Below are 19,107 nucleotides of genomic sequence, written 5' to 3'. Positions count from 1 at the left end.
CGTAGGCCGTTGGCGTTACAGTAGCATGTTCTTATTCCCATGTAACGTTAGATACCTAGCATGATTCCTAAAATTGTCCGCCGCGGACTCCCATTACTCCCGCTTGCAGCGCTGGCCGGCTGCAACACGGTCGTGATGAATCCCACCGGCGATATTGCAAAACAGCAGGCAGATCTGATCACGATCTCGGTCCTGCTAATGTTGATCATCATCGTCCCGGTGATGTTCCTGACCGTCCTGTTCGCCTGGCGCTACCGCAAGAACGCCAATGCGAAATACGAGCCGGACTGGGACCACTCGACCAAGCTCGAACTCGTGATCTGGGGCGCGCCGCTCCTGATCATCATCGTGCTCGGCCTGATCACCTGGGTCTCGACCCACAAGCTGGATCCCTACCGTCCGCTCGACCGCATCGACGAGCACCGCCCGATCCCGGCCTCGACCAAGCCGCTGGAAGTGCAGGTCGTCGCGCTCGACTGGAAGTGGCTGTTCATCTATCCGGAGCAGGGCATCGCTTCGGTCAACGAGCTGGTGACGCCGATCGACACTCCGATCCGCTTCAAGATCACCTCGTCGACCGTGATGAACACCTTCTACATCCCGACGCTGGCCGGCATGATCTACGCCATGCCGGGTATGGAGACGACTCTGAACGCGGTGCTGAACAAGACCGGCGACTACAAGGGCTTTTCCGCCAACTTCAGCGGCGAAGGCTTCTCGCACATGGGCTTCGCCTACAAGGGCGTGAGCGCCGGCGATTTCGACGCCTGGGTGCAGAAGATGAAGACCAACCCGGGCGTGCTGAATCGCGCCGACTACCTGGGCCTGGAAAAGCCCTCCGTGCGCGAGCCGGTGCGCTACTACGGCCAGGTGGAAACCGCGCTGTTCAACCGCATCCTGAACCGTTGCGTGGCCGAAGGCAATGTCTGCATGAATGAGCAGATGGCCCAGGACCACAAGCGCAACCAGGTCGCCGCCGCGATCCGACAGCTGCCGAAGACGCCTGCCGCCCAGATGGCCGATGCGGAAATCTGCGTGGTCCCGGAAGCCAAGGCAGCCCTGGGCAGCACCAATAACATTTCTGTGAAGAAGTAATCATGCAAGACTCTCTCGACCTGACGAAGCTCATCTTCGGTCGGCTCAGCTGGGACGCGATTCCCTTCCACGAGCCGATCCTGATCGCTACCTTCGCCGGCGTGATCGTCGGTGGCCTGGCCCTGGTGGCCCTGATCACCTACTTCCGCCAGTGGGGCAACCTGTGGACCAACTGGATCACCAGTATCGACCACAAGAAAATCGGCATCATGTACATGATCCTCGGGGTCATCATGCTGCTGCGCGGCTTTGCCGACGCGCTGATGATGCGCGCCCAGCAGGCTTTCGCCTTCGGCGCCAACAAGGGCTTCCTGCCGCCGGATCACTACGACCAGATCTTCACCGCCCACGGCGTGATCATGATCTTCTTCGTGGCGATGCCGCTGGTGACGGGCCTGATGAACTACGTCGTGCCCCTGCAGATCGGCGCGCGCGACGTCGCCTTCCCGTTCCTGAACAACTTCTCGTTCTGGATGACCACCATGGGCGCCGTGCTCGTGATGGCATCGCTGTTCGTGGGTGAATTCGCACGTACCGGCTGGCTGGCCTATCCGCCGCTGTCGGGCATCCTGGCGAGCCCCGGGGTCGGCGTCGACTACTACATCTGGTCATTGCAGATCGCGGGTGTTGGCACGCTGCTGTCCGGGGTGAACCTGATCGTCACCATCATCAAGATGCGCGCGCCGGGCATGGGCCTGATGAAGATGCCTGTCTTCGTCTGGACCTCGCTGTGCACCAACATCCTGATCGTGATGTCCTTCCCGATCCTGACCGCCGTGCTGGCCATGCTGGGCATGGACCGCCTGTTCGACACCGCCTTCTTCACGAACGACCGCGGCGGCAACGCCATGATGTACGTGAACCTGATCTGGATCTGGGGCCACCCGGAGGTGTACATCCTGATCCTGCCGGCCTTCGGCATCTTTTCGGAAGTCGTCTCGACCTTCTGCGGCAAGCGCCTGTTCGGCTATACCTCGATGGTCTACGCGACCGTCGTGATCATGATCCTGTCCTACCTGGTGTGGCTGCACCACTTCTTCACCATGGGCAGCGGGGCGAGCGTCAACTCCTTCTTCGGCATTACCACGATGATCATCTCGATCCCGACCGGGGCGAAGATCTTCAACTGGCTGTTCACGATGTACCGCGGCCGTATCCGCTTCGAACTGCCGATGATGTGGACCGTGTCCTTCATGCTGACCTTCGTCATCGGCGGCATGACCGGCGTGATGCTGGCCATCCCGGCGGCCGACTTCGTGCTGCACAACTCGCTGTTCCTGATCGCCCACTTCCACAACGTGATCATCGGCGGCGTCGTGTTCGGCCTGTTCGCCGGCTTCAACTACTGGGCGCCGAAGATGTTCGGCGTCAAGCTGAACCAGTTCTGGGGTCACGTGTCGTTCTGGCTGTGGTCGATCGGCTTCTGGGTCGCCTTCACCCCGCCGTACATCCTGGGCTTCATGGGCTACACCCGCCGCGTGAGCCACTTCGAGGATGCATCGGTCCAGTGGCTGTTCCAGATCTCGCTGGCCGGCACCCTGATGATCGCCGGCGGTATCGGCGCGCTGCTGCTGCAGATCTTCTTCACCTGGAAAGACCGCGCCAAGCTGCGCGACGTCACCGGCGATCCATGGGATGGCCGTACCCTGGAGTGGGCGACCTCGTCGCCGCCGCCGGACTACAACTTCGCCTTCACGCCGGTGGTGCACGATAACGACACCTTCGCCGACATGAAGAAGAACGGCTACCAGCGTCCGCTGAAGGACTTCGTGGAGATCCACATGCCCAAGAACACCTGGGCCGGCTTCGGCATCTCGGCGCTGGCGGCCGTGGTGGGCTTCGCCATCATCTGGCACATGTGGCTGCTGACCGCCGTGTCCTTCGCCGCCATGATGGCCGCGATCGTCATCCACACCTTTAACTACAAGCGCGATTTTTACATCCCGGCGGAAGAAGTTGCCCGCACCGAGGAAGCGCATACCCGTTTGCTGATGAGCCATGTCTGAGATTAAAGCTACGATGAACGGCGGCCTGACCGCCGACGAGGTGACCGCGCGCTACCTGGTGCGCGAACACCATCCGGAGAACGGCACCCTGCTGGGCTTCTGGATCTACCTGATGAGCGACTGCCTCATCTTCGCGTCCCTGTTCGCCACCTTCGCGGTGCTGGGCCGTAACTACGCCGGCGGTCCGACCGGCGCCGAGCTGTTCGACCTGACGCTGATCGCCATTAACACCGGCTTCCTGCTGCTGTCGTCGATCACCTTCGGTTTCGCGATGATCTCGGCGCAGGCCAGGAACGTCGGCAAGACCGTGCTGTGGATGGGCGTCACCGGCCTGCTGGGCCTGGCGTTCCTGTCGCTCGAACTGTACGAGTTCTACCACCTGATCCACGAAGGTGCGGGTCCGTCGCGCAGCGGCTTCCTGACCGCGTTCTTCTCGCTGGTCGGCACCCACGGCCTGCACGTGCTGTTCGGCTTCATCTGGCTCGTCACCCTGATGGTCCAGCTGACCAAGCACGGCCTGACCGGCGAGAACTTCCGCCGCCTGCAGTGCCTGTCGCTGTTCTGGCACTTCCTGGACGTCGTCTGGATCTTCGTGTTTACCTTTGTCTACCTGATGGGAGTCCTGCCATGAGCGCGCAACACCATGAGCATGGCCACAACCACGATGGCCACGAAACCTACGTGACGCATTACAGCCCCAAGGATTACGCGATCGGCTTCGTGCTGTCGCTGATCCTGACCGCGATCCCGTTCTGGCTGGTGATGGGCAAGGTCCTGCCGCCGGAAACGACGCGCTTCGTCATCCTCGGCTTCGCCGCGGTGCAGGTCGTCGTCCAGATGATCTACTTCCTGCACATGAACTCGAAGTCGGAAGACGGCTGGAACATGATGGCCATGATCCTGACCGTGGTACTGCTGGTCATCGTGTTGTCGGGCTCGATCTGGGTCATGACGCACATGAACGCCAACATGATGCCGGCCATGGGTGGGGCAAGCGACACCACCCACGGCATGCACGACACGCAGTAAGCTCACATGCGGGACCGGCGCGACCAGCCAGCAGGACCAGCCTCCCATCCGCCGCGCAGCGCTTTCGCGCGGCGGATGCTGGTGGCTGCGGCCCTGCTGCTGGCCGCGCTTTTTCTTGGGCTCGGCACCTGGCAGGTCCTTCGCCTGCAATGGAAGCTGGACCTGATCGCGCGCGTCGATGCGCGCGTCAACGCCGCCCCGGTCGCGCCGCCTCCCGCGGCGCGCTGGGCGCAGGTTACCAAAGCATCCGACGAATACCGGCGCGTACGTCTTGCCGGGCACTACCTCTACGAATTCACCACCCCCGTCCAGGCGCTGTCCGAACTGGGCGCGGGTTTCTGGCTGCTCACGCCGCTGTGCACGGCGGAGGGCCACATCGTCTTCATCAACCGCGGTTTCGTTCCCGCCGCCGATAACAAACCCGGTAGCTACCCGTCACGCCGCGCCGGCGCCAATCCCTGCGCCGCGAACGGCGAGCGTGTCGAGATCACGGGCCTGCTGCGGATCAGCGAGCCGGGCGGCGGTTTCCTGCGCGAGAACGACCCGGCCAACAACCGCTGGTACTCGCGCGACGTGCGGGCGCTGGCCGCCGCTCGCGGCCTGTCGAACGTGGCACCGTACTTTGTCGATGCCGCCAAGGGCCAGGATCCTGCCACGGCGCCCGAGCGCGCGGTCGGCGGCCTGACCGTCGTCTCCTTCGTCAACAATCACCTCGTCTATGCCCTTACCTGGTATGCGCTGGCCCTGATGGTCGCCGGCGCGTGGTGGTGGGTCAGCCGTCATGGCAGTACAATCCGCGACGATGACTGACCACACCACACGGGCATGATCCAGAACCCCCTCGATTTCTTCGCCAAGGCGGGCCGCAGCTCGCCCCAGGCGGCCGCCGCGAACGTCGAATTCGCGGCCGGCCACAAGAACATGCTGCAGCTGATCGAGCTGCGCTGGATCGCCGTGATCGGCCAGATCACCACCATCGCCTCGGCCATCCTGGTCTTCGGCATCGAGCTGCCGCTGGTGCACATGCTGCAGGTGCTGGCCTGCCTGATCGCCTTCAACGTCGCCAGCCACCTGCGCTGGCACGAGCGGCGCCCGGTCTCGAACGGCGAGATGTTCATGGCCCTGCTGGTGGACGTGGCCAGCCTGACCGTCCTGCTCTACCTGTCGGGCGGCATCACCAATCCCTTTGCCTTCCTCTACCTGCTGCAGGTGATCCTGTCGGCGGTGCTGCTGGAAGTGCTGTGGACCTGGACCATCGTCCTGATCACCATCGCCTGCATGGCCGGCCTGGCCATGTACGCCCAGCCGCTCGCGCTGCCTTTCGACCATGCGCGCGGGATCGCCAGCCTGTACATCCAGGGCCTGCTGGTGTGCTTCGCGCTGAACGCGGCACTGCTGGTGATGTTCATCTCGCGGATCTCCGACACCCTGCGCGACAAGGCCGCACAGCTGGCGTCGCTGCGCCAGCAGGCCGTCGAGGAAGAGCACATCGTCCGCATGGGCCTGCTGGCCTCGGGTGCGGCGCACGAGCTGGGCACGCCGCTGGCCACCGTCTCGGTCATCCTCGGCGACTGGAAGCGCATGCCCCAGTTCCGCAACGACCCCAGTCTGCTGGAAGAAATCACCGAGATGCAGACCCAGCTCCAGCGCTGCAAGTCGATCGTCAGCGGGATCCTGCTGTCGGCCGGCGAGGCGCGCGGCGAATCGGCGGTGCGCACCACCGTGCGCAGCTTCCTCGACGGCCTGGCCAAGGACTGGCGCGCGAGCCGCTCGGCGTCCGCCTTCCAGTACAATGACCGTATCCTGGAAGACCGCCCGGTCGCCTTCGACTCGGCGCTCAAGCAGACCATCGACAACCTGCTCGACAATGCGCTGGAAGCGTCGCCGGACTGGGTCGGGCTGGATGCCTGGATCGAGGAGGGCACCCTGTACGTCGCCGTGACCGACCGCGGCCCCGGTTTCGCGCCCGCCATGCTGGGCCAGATCGGCAAGCCCTACCAGTCCACCAAGTCCAAGCCGGGGCGCGGCCTGGGCCTGTTCCTGGCCGTGAACGTGGTGCGCAAGCTGGGCGGCTCGGTCACCGCGGTGAACCGCGCGGAGGGCGGGGCCCAGGTCACACTGACGCTCCCGCTGTCGAGCATCGAACTGGAAGAGGAAGGCATTTGACCGACAATACCGAGCGCCTGCTGCTCATCATCGAGGACGACGAGGCCTTCGCGCGCACCCTGAGCCGCTCGTTCGAGCGGCGCGGCTACCGGGTGCTGGTCGCGCCGGGCCAGGACGAGGCGGCGGCGCTGCTGGCCGCGCATTCGCCGACGAATTCACCAAAATACGCCGTGGTCGACCTCAAGCTCAAGGGGAACAGCTCCGGGCTGGCCTGCGTGCAGCTGCTGCACGAGCACGACCCGGACATGCTGATCGTGGTCCTGACCGGCTTCGCCAGCATCGCCACCGCCGTGGAAGCGATCAAGCTGGGCGCGGTCCAGTACCTGGCCAAGCCCTCGAATACCGACGACATCGAGGCCGCCTTCGGCCACGTGGCGGGCAATACCGAGGTCGAGGTCACCAACCGTTCCACGTCCATCAAGACGCTCGAATGGGAGCGCATCCATGCGGTGCTGGCCGAGACCGACTTCAACATCTCGGAAGCGGCGCGCCGCCTCGGGCTGCACCGGCGCACGCTGGCGCGCAAGCTCGAGAAGCAGCGGGTGAAGTAGGGCGGCGCCATGCGTGTCCTTGCTCTCGGCTTACTGTTCGGGTTCGCGTCGCAGGCGCTCGCGGCCGATGCGGTCGAGGCTGGACGCGCCGCCTTCAAGCGCTGCGCCAACTGCCACCAGGTCGGCCCCGGTGCGCGCAGCAATTTCGGTCCGCAACTGAACGGCATCGTCGGCCGCCGCGCCGGGACTGCCCCCGACTTCACCTATTCCCCGGCCATGAAGCAGGCCGGTTTCGTCTGGGACGAACGGCGCCTCGCCGCCTTCCTGCGCGACCCGGACGCCGTCGTTCCCGGCAACCGCATGCGTTTCTGGAACATGATGAGCGATCGCCAGCTGCGCGACCTGCTGGCCTACCTGCGCTCGATGCCGCCGGCGCCGGCGCGGCGCTAGGGCAGGGATGCGCGGCACGGTACTGGCCATCGCGCTGCGTGCGGCGCGCAGCGTCGGGCCTAGGCCGGTGGAGGCAGCCACTGCGCTTGCCGGCCTGGGCCTGGAGGGCGACCGGCACTGCGATCCGCGTTCGCCGCGCCAGGTCCTGCTGGCGGGGAGCGTCGCCTACGAAGACCTGGAACTTCCGCCATTTGCACTGCGCGAAAACCTGCTGCTGGACATCGACACCGCGCGTCTCGCCTCGGGAATGCTCTTGCGTGTCGGGGCAGACGCCGTATTTCGGCTGAGCTTCCAGTGCGAAGCCTGTGGCGCCCTCGAACGCCAGCGCCCGGGACTGGCGCGCAGCATCGGCGGGCGGCGCGGCATGCTGGCCAGGGTGCTCGTGGGCGGACGACTACGTGCAGGGGACCGGGTCGCGCTTCTCGAAGAGCGGCTGCCGGCCCTGGCGGAAGACTGGCGCGGGCGGATTGAGCAGGTGCTGGCGGCGATGCCGCCGGAAATGGTGGTGGAATACGGCGAACTGGCCCGCCTGGCGGGCGTCCAGTCGAGCTACTGTCGCGCCTTCCCGCGCCTGCTGGCGGCGCGTGGCCTGGCCGGCAAGGCAGTGCCGGCCCGTTCCGCCTCTAGCGCTGCGCGTTGGGACGGCGCAAGCCTGTTTTACTGATTCTCTTCCAGCCACAGGATTGCCTGCGCCATGTCGTTATAGAAGACCCGGTACGCGCCTTCGCCGAACTGGCCAAAGGCGATCCGCGCCAGGTAGGCGATGCGCGTATTCGGTACCAGTATGGCGCGCCGCAGCGGAACGGGACCGTACTGCTTCCATGCTTCCAGATCCATGGTCTGCTGGAGCAGGGCCATGTCGACGGTCGGGTCTTCCAGTTCCAGTGCGTCGTACAAGACCTTGACCTGGCCGGTATCCTTCACGAGCGCGACGACGCGACGCTGGCATTCCCTGATGATGTCTTCGTCGCAGGGTCCGCGCAGGCGCGCCAGGACGATGTCGCCGACAGGTTCGACCCATATTTGCCGCTGATTCATGTGCTGAGTTCCGTGTGTGAACGCGCTACTTTATCAGATGCGCGGCCCCAGCTCGCTTCGCGGGGGTGAGCAGGATTTTAAGCACGGATAAGCTGCGATACGGCACAATTGCGTTTTGTACAAGAAAGCGAGGAAGCATGCCGAGCATCCGCCTATCGACCGAATCCGACACCACCACCCTGGCGGGCATCTGGCGCGCCAGCGTGCGCGCCACCCATGACTTCCTGTCGGAAGCCCACTTCCGCGAGATCGATACCCTGGTTGCGGAACACTACCTGCCGGCCACCCGGGTCTGGGTCGCCCTCGACGCGGCGGGCCAGGCACGCGGCTTCCTGGGGCTGAGCGGCGCCCACGTCGACGCGCTGTTCATCGACCCGGCCAGCCGCGGCCAAGGCGTTGGCCGCATCCTGCTGGAACATGCCGGGAGCATTGCCGGCCGCCTGACGGTGGACGTCAACGAGCAGAACCTGCAGGCCGTGGGCTTCTACCGCCACATGGGTTTCGAGGCGACCGGACGCTCGCCGCGGGATGATGCGGGGCGGCCCTATCCGCTGCTGCACATGCGCCAGAACTGAGCCCAGAGCGGCAGGACCGTGGACAGCACGACAACGAAGCGCTAGACTGCGACGACTTGTCATTCAGACAGCGTCGCAGTCCATTCACCGAAAACGCCAGGCATGCCGGCAAGCGCAGCGAACACCTCCATCCCACGGACCATCCTCGCCGTCGTCGCGGGGTTCCTCATCGGCAGCATCGTCAACATGGGGCTCATCAGCCTGGGCGGCAAGCTGATCGCGCCGGCGCGCGCGTTCGGCGCAGCCATGGGCGTCGACCTGGTCCTGGCCTACCTCCCGATGGCCTGGATCGGCTGGAAACTGTCGGCGCGCAGGGCATAGAGCGCTACATCTGCGCCAGCGGCACGCTGCCTGCCTCGTCGTCGACGTCCAGCTGGGCGATCAGGCTCCCCAGGTTCTGCTCCAGCTGCATCAGGGTAGCCGGATCCAGGCTGGCCAGCGCATCCGGCAGCACCCCGGCGAAGGGCAGCGGGGCGCGCTGCAGGACCTCGCGTCCGGCCGGCTGCACATGCAGCGCGACGTTGCGCCGGTCGGCGCCTTCGCGGCTGCCGGTCACGAAGCCGCGTTCGACCAGCCCGCGCACCAGGTTGCTGGCAGTGGACTGGTGGATGTCGAGTTCACGCGCCAGTCCGGTGGCGCCGATGCCGGGATGGCGGTCGATGACCGACAGCGCCCACAATTGGGCGCCGCCGAGTCCGGCCTCGCGCTCGACCTGGCGGAAATGGCTTTTGACTGCGTTGAAAACGATACGGAACTGCCGCAGTACGCGCATCGGCTGCTCGTTTTCCGGAAGGGGGGCATGGTTTTCTGACATGTCGCGATCATAGCGGAAATCCTCGGCCTTCGGGGCGCCGCGGCGCTGCCAGGCCCGGCGTTTGCGCCGCCGTAACGTGGCGCGCCGCGGGGCGGCTTTTGCTAGGATGGGCGACATGAATCGGCTGTTCGCCCATCCGCTGTTCCGGCGGCGGCGTATCGTATCGCACGCCGCCGCGGCGACCTCCCTTGCCGGGTTCGCGCTGACGGCTGTGCTGTTCGGCGTGGCGCGCGAGCTGGAGGCGGACAGCGCACGCGCCGATTTCGAGCAGCGTGCCGAGGTGCGCGCAGTGGCGGTCACGCGCGCCTTCGCCGGCGCCGTGCACGACCTGCGCGCGCTCAACCTGCTGTTCGTGGCCGCCGGCGGCGATGTCTCGCGCGAGGCCTTCGATGCCTTTGCCCAGCCGCTGGCCTCCGGCAACGGCTATCTCAAGGCACTCGAGTACCAGCGCTTCGTCGGCGCGGCGGAGCGATCCGCCTTCGAGGCCGAACGCCAGTCGGTCTGGCCAGGCTTCGCCATCCGCGAGCGCAGCCCTGCCGGCGAACTGGTCCCGGCCGGCGCGCGCGGGCGCTACCTCGTCATCGACTACGTGGTGCCGATCCTCCACAACGCGACCGTGTTCGGCTATGACGTCTGGACGCGGCCCGAGGAGCGCGCCTACATCCAGCACGCAATCGACACGGGCGAGGCGACCGCCAGCCCGGTACTGAGGCTGGTGCAGGGCGACGGGTCGCTGCGCGGCATGCTGGTGGCGATGCCGGTCTACCGCCCCGGCGCCAGCTTGTCCAGCGTGGCCGATCGCCGCGTCGCGTCGCTCGGCACCACTGCCGTCGTGATCGACGCCGGGCTGCTGGTCGGCGGCAGCCTGCACTCGGCGCGGCTGCTGACCGACGACGACTATGCCCTGACCTTGTACGGCCGCAGTGTCGGGGGCCAGCGCGTCGCCGTTTTCAGCCACCCGGGCGCACCGCAGCCGCAGGCGCCCTGGGAGCGCTGGCTCGGCGGCGGGCCGGTGCCGCTCACCCGCAGCTTCGAGGTGGCCGGCTCGCACTGGGACCTGACGGCCGTACGCCTGGCACGCCGGCTCGACGGCCAGGTGGGCTCGCTGTCGATCCTCGGCTATGGCTGCGTGCTGACCCTGGCCGCCGCGGCCCTGGTGCAGCAGCGCAGCGCGCGCACCCGGCGCATCGAGTCGCTGGTCGAGCGCCGCACCGCCGACCTGGCCCTGACCGCCGGCGCGCTGCGCCTGCACCAGCGCGCCATCGAAGCCGCCGCCAACCCGATCCTGCTCATCAGCGCCACCCGTGACGGCTATCCGATCGAATATGCCAACCCGGCCTGCGAACGCACGCTCGGCTACGGTCCGGGCGAGCTGGCCGGCAAGCCGCTGGCCACGCTGGCGATCGCCGACAGCGAGGAGCCCGGACTGGAGGAGCTGCGCCAGGCGCTCCACGAACGCCGCAAGGGACATGCCCTGGTGCGCCAGGCCAGCCGCGACGGCCGCGAGCTGGTCAGCGAGGTCTATCTGGCCCCGGTCAACAATGCGCAGGGCCTGACCGAGCACTTCGTGGTCACCACCTACGACGTGACCGTCGCCAAGCGCTACGAGGCCGAACTGGCGCACCGCGCGCGCTACGACACGCTGACCGGCCTGGCCAACCGCGCGCTGCTGGCCGACCGCATCGAACGCGCCATCGCCGCCGCCAACGGCATGCCGGTGTGGGCGGTGGCGCTCGACATCGACCACTTCAAGCTGGTCAACGACACGCTCGGGCGCCGCCTCGGCGATGACGCGCTGCGCGCCATCGCAGCGCGCATCGCCGGCGCGATCCGCCAGGCCGATACCGCCGCGCGCGCCGGCGGCGACGACTTCATGCTGGTGCTGACCGGTTGCAGCGACGAGCGCCAGGCCGCCGCGCAGGTGCAGGCGGTGCGCGAGGCCATCGCCGAGCCGCTCAGGCTCGGCGGCCAGACCCTAGTGTTCGGTTCGAGCGCAGGCGTGGCCGGCTACCCGGCCGACGGCGCCGATCCGGAAACCCTGGTCAAGCACGCCGAGGTCGCGATGTACCGTACCAAGCAAACCGGCCGCAACGCGGTACAGTTCTACGCCCCCCACATGAATGCCCACGCCATCGACCGACTGGCCCTGGAAAGCGCGCTGCGCTGCGCCCTGCGCGAAGACCAGTTCGAACTGTATTTCCAGCCCCAGGTGGATCTCGGCAGCGGGACGGTGGTCGGCACCGAGGCCCTGATCCGCTGGCGCCACCCGCAGTTCGGCACGGTGCGCCCGGAGCGCTTCATCGCGCTGGCCGAGGAAACCGGCCTGATCGTCCCGATCGGCGCCTGGGTGTTGCGCACGGCCTGCCGCCAGAACTGCCAGTGGCAGCGCGCGGGCCTGGGGCCGCTGCGCATCGCGGTCAACCTGTCGGCGCGCCAGTTTTCCGAGCCCGACCTGGTGCAGATGGTGCGCCAGGTGCTGGACGAAACCGGCCTGGGCGCCGATTCGCTCGAAATCGAGCTCACCGAGAGCATGATGATGGCCGACGTCGAGACCGCGATCGAGACCATGCGCTGCCTGAAGGCCATGGGGGTCAAGCTCTCGATCGACGACTTCGGCACCGGCTACTCGAGCCTGGCCTACCTGAAGCGCTTCCCGGTGGACGTGCTCAAGATCGACCGTTCCTTCGTCATCGACATGGTCAGTCCGGATGGCGCCGCCATGGTGGACGCCATCATCTCGCTGGCGCACGGCCTGCGCATGCAGGTGATCGCCGAAGGCGTCGAAACCCTCGAACAGCTCGACTATCTGCGCGGCTGCGGCTGCGACGAGGTCCAGGGCCACATCTACAGCCGTCCGGAACCGGTGCAGGCGGTCGAGGCGCTGCTGCGCAAGGGCAGGGTGGAGCCGAGTCCAGAGCCGGCCTGACGAGCAGGACCGGGGTTGGCGCGCCGGTCGGCTATACTTGCCGCATACACAGGGTGCGCCGCCGGGCACCCCCAATCAGCATTTGCAGCAAGGATTTGTATAGTGGATCAGGACCAGAATACCGACTCCCGCAACGACACCCGCGACGGGTCGGGCCAGGACGCAGCCGCCGGCTCGCGCCGCGCCGCGCTCGGCCAGCATGGCAAGCGCCTGGTCGAGGGCGCCAGGGGCCGCGCCCGCGCCGGCTACTCGATGGCCCAGGCGCGCCTGCGCGACCGCCCCCGCGCCGAGCAGGCCCTGCTGATCGGCCTGTGGACGCTGGCGGCCGGCCTGATGGCCTTCCTGCTGTACCTGGTGATCCTGATTCCGCTCACGCCCGGCATCGCCGACCTGCGCCAGGCCAGCACCGCGCGTCCGAGCGTGATCCTGTCCGCCGACGGCAAGGAGCTCGGCACCTTTGAGAAGGGCCTGCAGGAGCGCATCAAGCTGTCGCAGATCTCGCCGCACGTGATCAAGGCCCTGATCTCGACCGAGGACCACCGCTTCTACGACCACCACGGCGTCGACTTCCGGCGCGTCGCGGGTGCGCTGCTCGCGACCATGAAGGGCGATGCCCAGGGCGGCTCGACCATCACCCAGCAGCTGGCGCGCAATATGTTCCCCGACGAGATCGGCCGGGCGCGCAGCCTGAACCGCAAGATGAAGGAACTGATCACCGCGATCAAGATCGAGAACACCTACAGCAAGACCGAGATCCTCGAGGCCTACCTGAACACGGTGCCCTTCCTGTACAACGCCTACGGCATCGAAATGGCGGCGCGCACCTATTTCGGCAAGCCGGCCGCGCGCCTCGACGTGCTGGAAGCGGCCACCCTGGTCGGCATGCTCAAGGGAACCCACTACTATAATCCGGTGGCCAATCCGGAGCGCTCGAAGGCGCGCCGCAACGTGGTGCTGTCGCAGATGGCCAAGCACGGCGCCTTCAGCGAGGAACGCTACCGCGCGCTGGCAAAGCGCCCGCTGCGGGTCCGCTTCGCGCGCCTGAACGACCGCAGCGGCAAGGACAACCACTTTACCGCCTACGTGCGCAAATGGCTGCTCGACTGGGCCGAGGAAAACGACTACGACCTCCAGCTCGACGGCCTGGTGGTCCACACCACCCTCGACCTGCAGCTGCAGGAAGCGGCCGTGCGCGCCGTCGAGCGCCAGGCCAATACCCTGCAGGCGATCGCCGACGTCGAATGGGCGTACTCCGGCATGCCGCGCTCGACCTCGGCCGGCATGTACACGGCGATGCGGGGCGAAGTCGACCCCTTCGCCTATTACTGGAGCTCGCACCCGCGCCAGCTCGATGCCTTCGTGCGCGAAACTGCCGAATACCGCCGCGCCGTCGAGGAGGGCGAAGCGCCCGCCGCCGCCCTCAAGCGCCTGAAAGGCGACCGCGCCTTCATGCGCGAGCTCAAGGCCGGCAAGTCGCGCCTGGAGGCCGGCTTCGTGGCGATGGACCCGCACACGGGCGAGGTGCGCGCCTGGGTCGGCAGCCGCAGTTTCGAGCGCGACCAGTTCGACCACGTGGTCCAGGCCGCGCGTCAGCCCGGCTCGACCTTCAAGCCGATCGTCTACGCGGCCGCGCTGGAAGCCGGCATCGCACCCGACCAGCCTTACCGCGACGCGGTCACCGACATCAAGGTGGGCGGCACGGTCTGGCGCCCGACCGACATGTCGGGCAGCAGCGGCGGCATGATGACCATGCGCGACGGCCTGGTGTATTCCAAGAACACCATCACGGCCCAGGTGATGCAGCAGGTCGGCCTCGACCCGATCGTGCGCCTGGCCCAGGGCATGGGCATCCGCCAGAGCCGGCTCCAGGCCGTGCCTTCGCTGGCGCTGGGCACCAGCCCGGTGACCCTGCTGGAAATGGTCAGCACCTACAGCACCATCGCCGCTCAGGGCGAGTACCGCAAGCCGGTGTTCGTGCGCCGCATCACCGACCGCGAGGGCAAGACCGTCGCCGACTTCGCGCCCGAGGCGCCGCAGCGCGCGTTGTCGCAGGACGCCGCCCTGAACCTGATCGACATGCTGCGCGGGGTGGTCAACCGCGGCACCGGCGGCGGCGTGCGCTACCGCTTTGGCGTCTACGGCGACCTGGCCGGCAAGACCGGCACCACCCAGAACAATACCGACGGCTGGTTCATCCTGATGCACCCGAACCTGGTGGCCGGCGCCTGGGTGGGCTTCAACGACAACCGCGTCGCGATGCGCAGCAGCTACTGGGGGCAGGGCGGCCACAATGCCCTGCTGCTGGTGGGTGACTTCATGCGCAGCGCGGTCGACACCGGCAAGATCGACCCGAACGCCCTGCTGCCGGGCGGCCGCCAGGCACCGCCGCCGCGCGCGGTCGAGGAACCGGAATACATCGAGGAAGGTCCAGGCGAACTGCAGATCGAAGACGCCATGGAGGGAGAGTCCGAGGTGCCCGATCCGGCCCCGATCGAGGACCGCGAAGAAGTGATCGAGGCGCCGCCGGTGGAGCCGGTCCGGCCGATCCAGCAGCCGCCGATCCAGGCCGCGCCGCCGCCGGCCCAGCTGCCGGAGATCGCGCCGCCTCCGCCGCCGACCGGAGAAGAAGGGATCATCTAGACCCATTCCTCAGCAGCGGATAGGGATTGACCGGCCCGTCCGCGCCGTACACGCCGTAGTGCAGGTGCGGCGGCGTGGTTCTGGCGTTCCCCGTGTTGCCGACAAAGCCGAGCACCCGGCCCGCCTCGACCCGCATGCCCGGCGCCACGTCCGCGAACTGGTCGAGGTGGGCGTAGTAGTGCCGCTGGGCGCCGGGTCCCAGGACCCACACCACCTGGCCGCCGAGGCGGTTGCTGCCGACCCGCAGCACGATGCCCTCGGTGGCGGCGCGCACCGCCGTCCCCCGTTTGGCGAAGATGTCGATGCCCTCGTGCCGGCGGCCCTCGCTGCGGCTTGCGTGCCAGGTGTCGCGCAGGGCCTTGGGGCGTACGCCATTCACCGGCATGGCAAGGGCGCTCGGCGCCGGCATCGCCGCCAGGCGCATGGCGTACATGCCATGGCGCAGCCAGGGCCCGAGCAAGCCCCAGGCGGCCAGCAGGACGACGGCAATGAGCAGGCTGCGCAGGAAAGTTCGCATGGCGGGATGGGTCCATCAAGCATCCGATACCGGACAGCTATGGGCAAACCTGCGGATTTACAGGGGTCAGGCGGGGTCGAGCGAGGGACGGTGCGCGTCGGCCACATCCTGTCCGACGGACGCGGCATCCTGGCGCAGCGGGAAGACCAGGGTGAAGGTGCAGCCCTGGCCCTGGCCGGCGCTGTGCACCGACACCTTGCCGCCATGGAGGGCCGTCAGCTCCTTGACGAGCGCCAGGCCGAGGCCGAGGCCGCCCTGGGCGCGGTCGATGCTGGTCGGTCCCTGTACCAGCACGTCGAAGATCGCCGGCAGCAGCTCGGGCGCGAGGCCGATGCCGGTATCGCGCACTTCCACCACGACCTCACTGCCGCCGGTGCGGCAGTCCACCGCGATGCTGCCGCCGGCCGGGGTGTACTTGATGGCGTTGTGCAGCAGGTTGTCGACGATCTGTTCCAGGCGGGTGCGGTCGCCGTCGACCCAGGCCGGCGCGAGCGCGACTTCCCAGTGGTGGTTGCCGGCATCGACCAGGCGCTTGGCTTCGATGCAGGAACGCAGGACTTCGCCCAGGTTGACCGGGGCGTGCTGGAGCACGATCTTGCCCGACAGGATGCGCTGGACGTCGAGCAGGTCGTCCACGATGCGGGTCAGGTGGCGCATCTGGCGCCGGCTGATCTCGCGCGCATTCGCGGCCAGTTCGGGCTTGATGCCAGGCATGTCGAGCACGCTCATGGCGCCCGAGATCGCCGCCAGCGGATTGCGCAGCTCGTGCCCGAGCATGGCCAGGAAATTGTCCTTGGCCCGGCTCTGGGCCTCGGCCACGCGGCGCGCGCGCTGCTCGCTCACCAGCAGCTGTTCGCGCTCGTGCTGCAGCGCCTGGCGCGCCGCGCTTTCGCGCGACAGGGCTTCGCTGGTGTAGTGCAGGCCGTCGAGCAGGGCGTCGACTTCGTCCACCCGGGTGGGGCGCGGCCTGGCGATGGCGCCGCGCGCCAGCGAATTGGCGACGCTGCCGGCCTGCTGCAGGGCGTTGCTGAGCTTGTTGCCGAAGAAGACCGCGATCAGGACCGCCATTCCCATCAGCAGGAGCAGGGCCAGGGTGGCATACAGGGCGGCGGTACGCGCGGCCGATTCGATCTCGGCGACCGGCACGCCGATCACGACGGTCCAGCCGCTGACGGCCGCGCGCGTATACACGCCATAGACTTCTGTGCCTTCATGCGTCACGTGGCGCAGCACGCCGCTGCCCGCATGCAGGGCGGCAGTGCGCATCTCGGGGTGCATCGGCCGGCCGGCCGCCTGTCCAGCATGCAGGTTGCGGGCGATCGTCACGCCCTGGGCGTCGAACACCCCGACCAGCCAGGTCGGCTCGAGCGCGCTGTTGGCGAATACGCGCTCGAAATAGCGGGCGTCGAAGATCTGGCTGACCACGTAGCGCGGCCCCTGGCCGGGCGCGGTGGGCACGTCCACCGAGACCACCGAGCGTTGCGAGGTCGGGCCCTTGAAGTAGCCGGAGACCCGCGTCTTGTTGCTGCGCAGGACCTCGGCGGCGTAGGGACGGTCCGTGCCCTCCAGTGCGCTGCCGTAGGGCCGCCGGGTACTGAAGATAGGGCGGGTTTGGGCGTCGACCAGGACGGTCCAGGACAGGGCATCGCCGCCGTTCGTTCGCGTGGCCAGCCGGTACACGCGTGCGAAATTCTGCTCGGCCAGGCTTTCGGAGTTGGCGATGACGCGCAGCAGCGCTTCCTTCACGGCGATCTCGCGGTCCACCAGCAGCGCGGTGGAGCGCGCGGTCTCCTGGACCCGGTGGATGCGCGACTCGCGTTCCCAGTCGAGCAGCATGGACACCCCGATCCAGAACGCCAGCGCGACCGGAATCAGGATCGCGGCGGCCATCAGGAACAGGTGGGTGCGCGTTTTCATGCAGGCGGTGTTTGTGTCAGGGCAATACCGTAAAGCCTAACAGGTTTACTTATACGATCGGCATGTTTTTCATGGACGTTTAGCGGCAGCGGCCGCTTCCCAGCCGCGTTCGCGCGCTGCCCGTTCGGCAGCGGCATCGAGTGTGGCGCCGGCGATACGGGCATCGACGGCGTCCAGCACGGCGGGCGGCAACGCGACCGCCGCCTGGCGGTAGGCGCCCGCCTGGGCCGGGCTGTCGGCCAGTACCGGAACACGCCAGCCGCCGCCTGCTCGGCAGGCGAGGCCGGCCGAGCCGCCCAGCTGGAAACTGCGGCAATAGCTGCCGTCCCGGGAAACAAAGCTCAGGCCGACCCTGACGCCGGCCTTATCCCCATCCTGGGCCAGTTGGCGGTCGAGTGCCCGGGCCAGGCGGCCGTCCGCGCTGAGCTCACCGGCCGGGCCGCGCACGAGCTCCTGGCCGCCGCCGAACCAGCCGCTGCCCAGGCTGCCGGCCAGCACGCCGACCACCAGCGAAGCGGCCAGGGCGCCCCATTGCGGCCAGGCTGGGCGCCGCTGCTGTTCGCGCCGCTGTTCCCACTGCTCCTGTCCGGCCGCGCGCGCCGCCCGCACAGCGCCCAGGTCGTGCACGCGCGCCGCCGGCGGCGGCTGCAGACGTGCCGGCACGGGTTCGTCGAGGGTGGCGGCGAAGGCGGCGAACACCTCCTGGCGCAGCGCCTGGTGGCGTGCGACCGCCGCCGCGACCTTGGGATCGTCCTGGACGGCCCGGGCAATCGCGGCGCGCTGTGCCGGGTCGAGTTCGCCGTCGGCATAGGCCATCAGGGTGTCGTCGTCGTAGTTCAGGGTCGTGCTCATGGTGATTTCCTCGTCTGGTCGGACAGGATTTGCTGCAGGGCTTCGCGGGCGCGCGCCAGCCGGCTGGTCAGCGTCCCCACGGGAATCTCGAGCACCTCGGCGGCGTCCTTGTAGGCCAGCCCGTCCACCAGGACGAGGCCGACCACGAGGCGGTGTTCCTCGGACAGCAGGCTGATCGCCTTCTGGATCGCCAGCCGCTGCTGGTGCGCTTCGGCGAAATCGTCACCGACGTGTTCGCCGGCTTCCTCCGGCACGAACAGCTCGTCGCGGCGGGTCCGGCTGCGCAGCTCGTCGATCCAGGCGTTCTTGATGATGCGGAAGATCCAGCTGTCGAGGCGCGTACCCGGCGTCCACTGCTCGCTGCGGCCGAGCGCACGCTCCATCGACAGCTGGACCAGGTCGTCCGCATCTTCGCGATGGAAGGTGAGGGAACGCGCGAAGCGGCGCATCCTCGGGAGCAGGGCAGCAATCTCGGTCGCAAGCATGTATCGGTGGTCTCTCCTGATAGAACGAACGGCGCAGGGATTTTCTTCCATGTGCCGAACGTTTAATACGTATCCCAATTGTAATCCTCGAATAATATATGATCCT

At 67.5% G+C, this 19,107-nt stretch carries 19 protein-coding genes; 13 read left to right on the top strand and 6 right to left on the bottom strand.

The features are described from left to right. Positions 1–60 precede the first annotated feature (60 nt). The 9 genes from cyoA to AC56LK_RS03385 all read left to right on the top strand — a co-directional run bounded on the left by cyoA (position 61) and on the right by AC56LK_RS03385 (position 7,901). Positions 61–1,095 carry a ubiquinol oxidase subunit II gene (cyoA, locus tag AC56LK_RS03425; protein ID WP_497183163.1) on the top strand — a complete coding sequence of 345 codons (1,035 nt, stop codon included), beginning with the start codon at positions 61–63 and terminating at the stop codon, positions 1,093–1,095. Positions 1,096–1,097: 2 nt separating this feature from the next. Then, positions 1,098–3,101: a cytochrome o ubiquinol oxidase subunit I gene (cyoB, locus tag AC56LK_RS03420; RefSeq protein ID WP_497183162.1), complete on the top strand. Its 2,004-nt coding sequence runs from the start codon at positions 1,098–1,100 to the stop codon at positions 3,099–3,101. After that, positions 3,094–3,732, top strand: a complete 639-nt coding sequence (gene cyoC / locus AC56LK_RS03415) for a cytochrome o ubiquinol oxidase subunit III (protein WP_436105943.1) — start codon at positions 3,094–3,096, stop codon at positions 3,730–3,732. The genes cyoB and cyoC overlap by 8 nt, the downstream gene beginning before the upstream one ends. Further along, positions 3,729–4,130 carry a cytochrome o ubiquinol oxidase subunit IV gene (gene cyoD, locus AC56LK_RS03410; RefSeq protein ID WP_436105944.1) on the top strand — a complete coding sequence of 134 codons (402 nt, stop codon included), beginning with the start codon at positions 3,729–3,731 and terminating at the stop codon, positions 4,128–4,130. The genes cyoC and cyoD overlap by 4 nt, the downstream gene beginning before the upstream one ends. A 75-nt stretch (positions 4,131–4,205) precedes the next feature. After that, positions 4,206–4,940: an SURF1 family protein gene (locus AC56LK_RS03405; RefSeq protein WP_497183161.1), complete on the top strand. Its 735-nt coding sequence runs from the start codon at positions 4,206–4,208 to the stop codon at positions 4,938–4,940. 15 nt (positions 4,941–4,955) lie between these two features. Then, positions 4,956–6,296, top strand: a complete 1,341-nt coding sequence (locus tag AC56LK_RS03400) for an ATP-binding protein (protein ID WP_497183160.1) — start codon at positions 4,956–4,958, stop codon at positions 6,294–6,296. Next, positions 6,293–6,847, top strand: a complete 555-nt coding sequence (locus tag AC56LK_RS03395; protein WP_497183159.1) for a response regulator transcription factor — start codon at positions 6,293–6,295, stop codon at positions 6,845–6,847. The genes AC56LK_RS03400 and AC56LK_RS03395 overlap by 4 nt, the downstream gene beginning before the upstream one ends. A 9-nt stretch (positions 6,848–6,856) precedes the next feature. After that, entirely contained in the window at positions 6,857–7,237 is a 381-nt protein-coding gene (locus AC56LK_RS03390; RefSeq protein ID WP_497183158.1) for a c-type cytochrome, read from the top strand. 7 nt (positions 7,238–7,244) lie between these two features. After that, the gene (locus AC56LK_RS03385; RefSeq protein ID WP_497183157.1) at positions 7,245–7,901 is read left to right on the top strand and encodes an MOSC domain-containing protein; all 657 of its coding nucleotides are present in this window, start codon (positions 7,245–7,247) and stop codon (positions 7,899–7,901) included. On the opposite strand, the gene AC56LK_RS03380 is transcribed toward AC56LK_RS03385, so the two are convergent. Next, positions 7,895–8,275 carry a hypothetical protein gene (locus AC56LK_RS03380; protein WP_497183156.1) on the bottom strand — a complete coding sequence of 127 codons (381 nt, stop codon included), beginning with the start codon at positions 8,273–8,275 and terminating at the stop codon, positions 7,895–7,897. The genes AC56LK_RS03385 and AC56LK_RS03380 overlap by 7 nt on opposite strands. Positions 8,276–8,412: 137 nt before the next feature. On the opposite strand from AC56LK_RS03380, the gene AC56LK_RS03375 reads away from it, so the two are divergent. Next, positions 8,413–8,850, top strand: a complete 438-nt coding sequence (locus AC56LK_RS03375) for an acetyltransferase (RefSeq protein WP_497183155.1) — start codon at positions 8,413–8,415, stop codon at positions 8,848–8,850. A gap of 186 nt (positions 8,851–9,036) precedes the next feature. After that, entirely contained in the window at positions 9,037–9,171 is a 135-nt protein-coding gene (locus AC56LK_RS03370) for a hypothetical protein (RefSeq protein ID WP_497183154.1), read from the top strand. Between the two features lie 4 nt (positions 9,172–9,175). Here AC56LK_RS03370 and AC56LK_RS03365 read toward each other — a convergent pair whose 3' ends face one another. Next, positions 9,176–9,664: a MarR family winged helix-turn-helix transcriptional regulator gene (locus tag AC56LK_RS03365; protein ID WP_497183153.1), complete on the bottom strand. Its 489-nt coding sequence runs from the start codon at positions 9,662–9,664 to the stop codon at positions 9,176–9,178. A 115-nt stretch (positions 9,665–9,779) separates the two neighbouring features. Between AC56LK_RS03365 and AC56LK_RS03360 the strand changes: the two genes are divergently transcribed. Both AC56LK_RS03360 and AC56LK_RS03355 read left to right on the top strand, forming a co-directional pair. Continuing rightward, positions 9,780–12,590 (top strand): bifunctional diguanylate cyclase/phosphodiesterase, encoded by a 2,811-nt coding sequence (locus AC56LK_RS03360; protein WP_497183152.1) that lies wholly within the window; start codon positions 9,780–9,782, stop codon positions 12,588–12,590. 252 nt (positions 12,591–12,842) lie between these two features. Next, entirely contained in the window at positions 12,843–15,230 is a 2,388-nt protein-coding gene (locus AC56LK_RS03355) for a penicillin-binding protein 1A (RefSeq protein WP_497183512.1), read from the top strand. On the opposite strand, the gene AC56LK_RS03350 is transcribed toward AC56LK_RS03355, so the two are convergent. The 4 genes from AC56LK_RS03350 to AC56LK_RS03335 form a co-directional block, all read right to left on the bottom strand. Beyond that, positions 15,223–15,747 carry a M23 family metallopeptidase gene (locus tag AC56LK_RS03350; RefSeq protein ID WP_497183151.1) on the bottom strand — a complete coding sequence of 175 codons (525 nt, stop codon included), beginning with the start codon at positions 15,745–15,747 and terminating at the stop codon, positions 15,223–15,225. The two genes, AC56LK_RS03355 and AC56LK_RS03350, sit on opposite strands and share 8 nt — an antisense overlap. 66 nt (positions 15,748–15,813) lie before the next feature. Further along, positions 15,814–17,664: a sensor histidine kinase gene (locus tag AC56LK_RS03345; protein ID WP_497183150.1), complete on the bottom strand. Its 1,851-nt coding sequence runs from the start codon at positions 17,662–17,664 to the stop codon at positions 15,814–15,816. A gap of 69 nt (positions 17,665–17,733) precedes the next feature. Continuing rightward, on the bottom strand, positions 17,734–18,516 hold the full coding sequence (locus tag AC56LK_RS03340) for an anti-sigma factor family protein (RefSeq protein ID WP_497183149.1): 783 nt from the start codon (positions 18,514–18,516) through the stop codon (positions 17,734–17,736). Then, positions 18,513–19,001 carry an RNA polymerase sigma factor gene (locus tag AC56LK_RS03335; RefSeq protein WP_497183148.1) on the bottom strand — a complete coding sequence of 163 codons (489 nt, stop codon included), beginning with the start codon at positions 18,999–19,001 and terminating at the stop codon, positions 18,513–18,515. The genes AC56LK_RS03340 and AC56LK_RS03335 overlap by 4 nt, the downstream gene beginning before the upstream one ends. Positions 19,002–19,107: the final 106 nt, after the last annotated feature.

This window comes from Telluria sp. ZB4P36 (assembly GCF_059685865.1).
The sequence above is the reverse complement of the archived record's forward strand: the minus strand, read 5'-3'. Positions and strand labels throughout refer to the sequence as shown.